The organism is Stenotrophomonas sp. HMWF003, assembly GCF_003061285.1.
Lineage (GTDB): Bacteria > Pseudomonadota > Gammaproteobacteria > Xanthomonadales > Xanthomonadaceae > Stenotrophomonas > Stenotrophomonas maltophilia_AP.
In genome coordinates, this window is the sequence record NZ_QAIW01000052.1 from 6,140 (window position 1) to 9,172 (window position 3,033).

Here is a 3,033-nt window from a genome sequence, read left to right on the forward strand (position 1 = left end):
GGGTTGCCACTGGACAGATCGTGCAACGCAGAACCGCCCGTGCTGCCCTCCTGGGCACCGACCGCCGGCGGCGCGGTCACCACCGTGCCGCGCCGGCCCTGGGTCTGCGCCAGCCCGGCCGCGTCCAGCCGCTTGTAGGCGGCGGCCACCGTATTGCGGTTGATCTGCAGTTGCAGGGCCAGGTCGCGGACCGGCGGCAGCAGCTGGCCCGGCACCAGCGCCCCACTGAGGATCTGCTGGCGGATGCTGTCGAACACCGCGCTGGCGGTCTGGCCGGTGATTTTCATTTTGTCCTATGCCAATATACGGATCGTCCCGGGACAGTGTTGCACGCGCCGGACCGCCCGTGCAGCCGCCCTCGCTTCAGGAGCTCCCCATGCCCATCGCACGCCCCGACTGGCCGCAGGCCACCACCGTCGACGCCATCGCCCACAACCTGGAGGCGGTGCGCCACCGCATCGCGCGTGCGTGCGAACGTGCCGGCCGCGATCCGGCCGGCGTGCGCCTGCTGCCGGTCAGCAAGACTGTCGACCAGGCACGGCTGCGCCTGGCCTGGGACGCCGGCTGCCGCGAACTGGGCGAGAACAAGGTGCAGGAGGCCCAGGCCAAGGCCGACGGCATGGCCGACCTGCCGATCCGCTGGTCGGTGATCGGCCACCTGCAGACCAACAAGGCCCGCGACGTGGCGCGCTTCGCCAGCGAATTCCAGGCACTGGACAGCCTCCGCGTGGCCGAAGCGCTGGACCGCCGGCTTGCACTGGAACAGCGCTCGCTGGACGTGTTCGTGCAGGTCAACACCTCCGGCGAGGCCAGCAAGTACGGCCTGGACCCGATCGCGGTGGCGGACTTCGTGCAGCAGTTGCCGGCCTTTCCCCGGCTGCGCGTGCGCGGGCTGATGACGCTGGCGGTGTTCTCGCCCGACCCGGCGCAGGTGCGACCGTGCTTCGTACGCCTGCGCGAGCTGCGCGACCGCCTGCGGCCCGGCCTGCCCGAGGGAATCGTCCTGGACGAGTTGTCGATGGGCATGTCCGGTGACTTCGACCTGGCCATCGAAGAAGGCGCCACCGTGGTGCGTGTGGGCCAGGCCATCTTCGGCGCGCGCGCCACCCCGGACAGTTTCTACTGGCCTACCGCCGCCGAGGGCACGCCATGAAGGCGGTGGCGATCCAGCACGTCGCGTTCGAAGACACGGGGATACTGGCCCCGTTGTTGGCCGCACGCGGGTGGCAGCTGCAGGTGCTGCAGGCCGGCATCGACCGCCTGGACGACGCCGAGACCGCCGACCTGCTGATCGTGCTGGGCGGCCCGATCAGCGCCAACGACGTCAACGCCTACCCGCATCTGCGCGTGCTGCATGCCCTGCTCCGCTCCCGCCTGGCCGCGCACCGCCCGACGCTGGGCATCTGCCTGGGCGCGCAGCTGGTGGCACGCGCACTTGGCGCCAGCGTGACGCCGATGGGTGCGAAGGAAATCGGCTTCGCGCCGTTGTCGCTGACCGATGCCGGGCTGGCCTCGCCACTGCGGGCTCTGGTGGGCATCCCGGTGCTGCACTGGCATGGCGAAACCTTCACCCTGCCCGACGGTGCACAGCGCCTGGCGGCCACGCCCGCCTGCGCGCAGCAGGCGTTCGCCATCGGCCACCACCTGCTGGCCCTGCAGTGCCATCCCGAGGTCGACGCCACCCGCATCGACACCTGGCTGATCGGCCATGCCGACGAACTGCAGCGCGCGGGTATTGATCCCCGCACCCTGCGCGAACAGGCCGCCCGTTACGCCGCGCCACTGGCGGCCGCCGCACGCGACCTGTTCGCCGCGTGGCTGGATGCACTGCCGACGTCGGCGCCTGTTGCCGATGCGCCCCTTGCCGGGACGGTGTCCGCATGAGCAGCCATCGCCTGATCGTGCACCAGCACGGCGTGCTGCTGGGCCACTTCGACAGCGCCGGTCCGCAGGCCCGCCGTCACCTGCATACCCTGGCCGCGCAGTTGCCGGCCGCCGCCGGGTTCCAGCTGCAATGGCAGCAGGCCATCGGCGAACAGCGGCTGTTGAGCAGCGGCCCGGCGGGCCTGAAGGTGCTGGGCAGCGAAGTGGTCTACCAGGACATCGCCACGCCTGTGGACAGGGGCTGACCCACCAGCGATAGAATCGGCAACGACACACCACTGCTTCGGGGGGGAATAATGAAGAAGATTTTCCTTGCGGTCGGCATCACCATCGCCGTTTCTGCGTGCGCTACCAAGCCCATCAACACCAACACGGCACGCTCGACGCCACCGGAGCGGATCTTCGCACCCGAGCTCATGCAGCCAGGCCAGGACAAAGTGGTACTGATCGTCGCGCGTGACGCAGGCTTCATGGGAAGCGGCTGCATGACGGCGGTATACCTGGACGGCCGCAAGGTTTCCACCATCGACAACGCCGAGAAGGTCACCTTCCATGTGGCGCCGGGCAGGTACATTCTCGGCACCGGCCCCAATCCGGAAGGCAAGGCGCTGTGCCGATTCGGCGCGGAAAGTGCACGGCGAGAGACCGAGATCATTGCCGAGCTCGGCAAGCCGTTGAAGTACCGCCTGGCGCTCAGCGCCAACGGTGAAATCTCGATCGCGCCCACCGCGTTCTGAGCTACGTCATCCGCCGGTCATCCGGGCTGGCGCATGTGCTCTGCGTGCTCCTGCGCCTGTGCATGCAGCCATTGGCGGAAGTCCAGAAAGCCCTGGTGGCGGGCCGAGCGCGGCGGATACACCAGCCAATGCGACCAGCGCGTCTTCAAGCGGTGCGGCGACAAGGCCACCAACTGGCCCGAATCGAGCAGCAGCCGCGCCCGCGTCACCCGCCCCAGCGCTACCCCGAAACCGTCCAGCGCCGCGCGATGGTGGGATTCCGAATCGTTGAGCATGGCCACGTAACGGCGTGGCGGGTCCTGGCCGATCTGTGCGAACCAGCGCTGCCATTCACCATCGGGATCCCCCAACAGCGGCCATTCCGAGAGCGGGCGCGCATCCACGCCGCCCATGCGCTCCACCAGCGCGGGGC

Annotated in this window: 6 protein-coding genes; 4 read left to right on the forward strand and 2 right to left on the reverse strand. The window is 69.4% G+C overall.

Features of this window, described 5'->3' with window-relative positions; all coding sequences use genetic code 11:
• A partial coding sequence (locus tag DBR34_RS22010; protein WP_258223617.1) for a GntR family transcriptional regulator occupies nt 1–287 on the reverse strand: 287 nt, incomplete at its 3' end.
• Between the two features lie 89 nt (nt 288–376).
• Here DBR34_RS22010 and DBR34_RS01720 point away from each other — a divergent pair.
• The 4 genes from DBR34_RS01720 to DBR34_RS01735 are packed head-to-tail and all read left to right on the forward strand — an operon-like array spanning nt 377 to nt 2,621.
• Nucleotides 377–1,153 carry a YggS family pyridoxal phosphate-dependent enzyme gene (locus DBR34_RS01720; RefSeq protein ID WP_128095457.1) on the forward strand — a complete coding sequence of 259 codons (777 nt, stop codon included), beginning with the start codon at nt 377–379 and terminating at the stop codon, nt 1,151–1,153.
• Nucleotides 1,150–1,884: a glutamine amidotransferase gene (locus DBR34_RS01725; protein ID WP_128095458.1), complete on the forward strand. Its 735-nt coding sequence runs from the start codon at nt 1,150–1,152 to the stop codon at nt 1,882–1,884. The genes DBR34_RS01720 and DBR34_RS01725 overlap by 4 nt, the downstream gene beginning before the upstream one ends.
• Nucleotides 1,881–2,129 (forward strand): hypothetical protein, encoded by a 249-nt coding sequence (locus tag DBR34_RS01730; protein ID WP_128095459.1) that lies wholly within the window; start codon nt 1,881–1,883, stop codon nt 2,127–2,129. Before DBR34_RS01725 ends, DBR34_RS01730 begins: the two co-directional genes overlap by 4 nt.
• Before the next feature lie 51 nt (nt 2,130–2,180).
• The gene (locus DBR34_RS01735) at nt 2,181–2,621 is read left to right on the forward strand and encodes a hypothetical protein (RefSeq protein ID WP_128095460.1); all 441 of its coding nucleotides are present in this window, start codon (nt 2,181–2,183) and stop codon (nt 2,619–2,621) included.
• A 17-nt stretch (nt 2,622–2,638) separates the two neighbouring features.
• Here DBR34_RS01735 and DBR34_RS01740 read toward each other — a convergent pair.
• A partial coding sequence (locus tag DBR34_RS01740) for a LysR substrate-binding domain-containing protein (RefSeq protein WP_258223616.1) occupies nt 2,639–3,033 on the reverse strand: 395 nt, incomplete at its 5' end.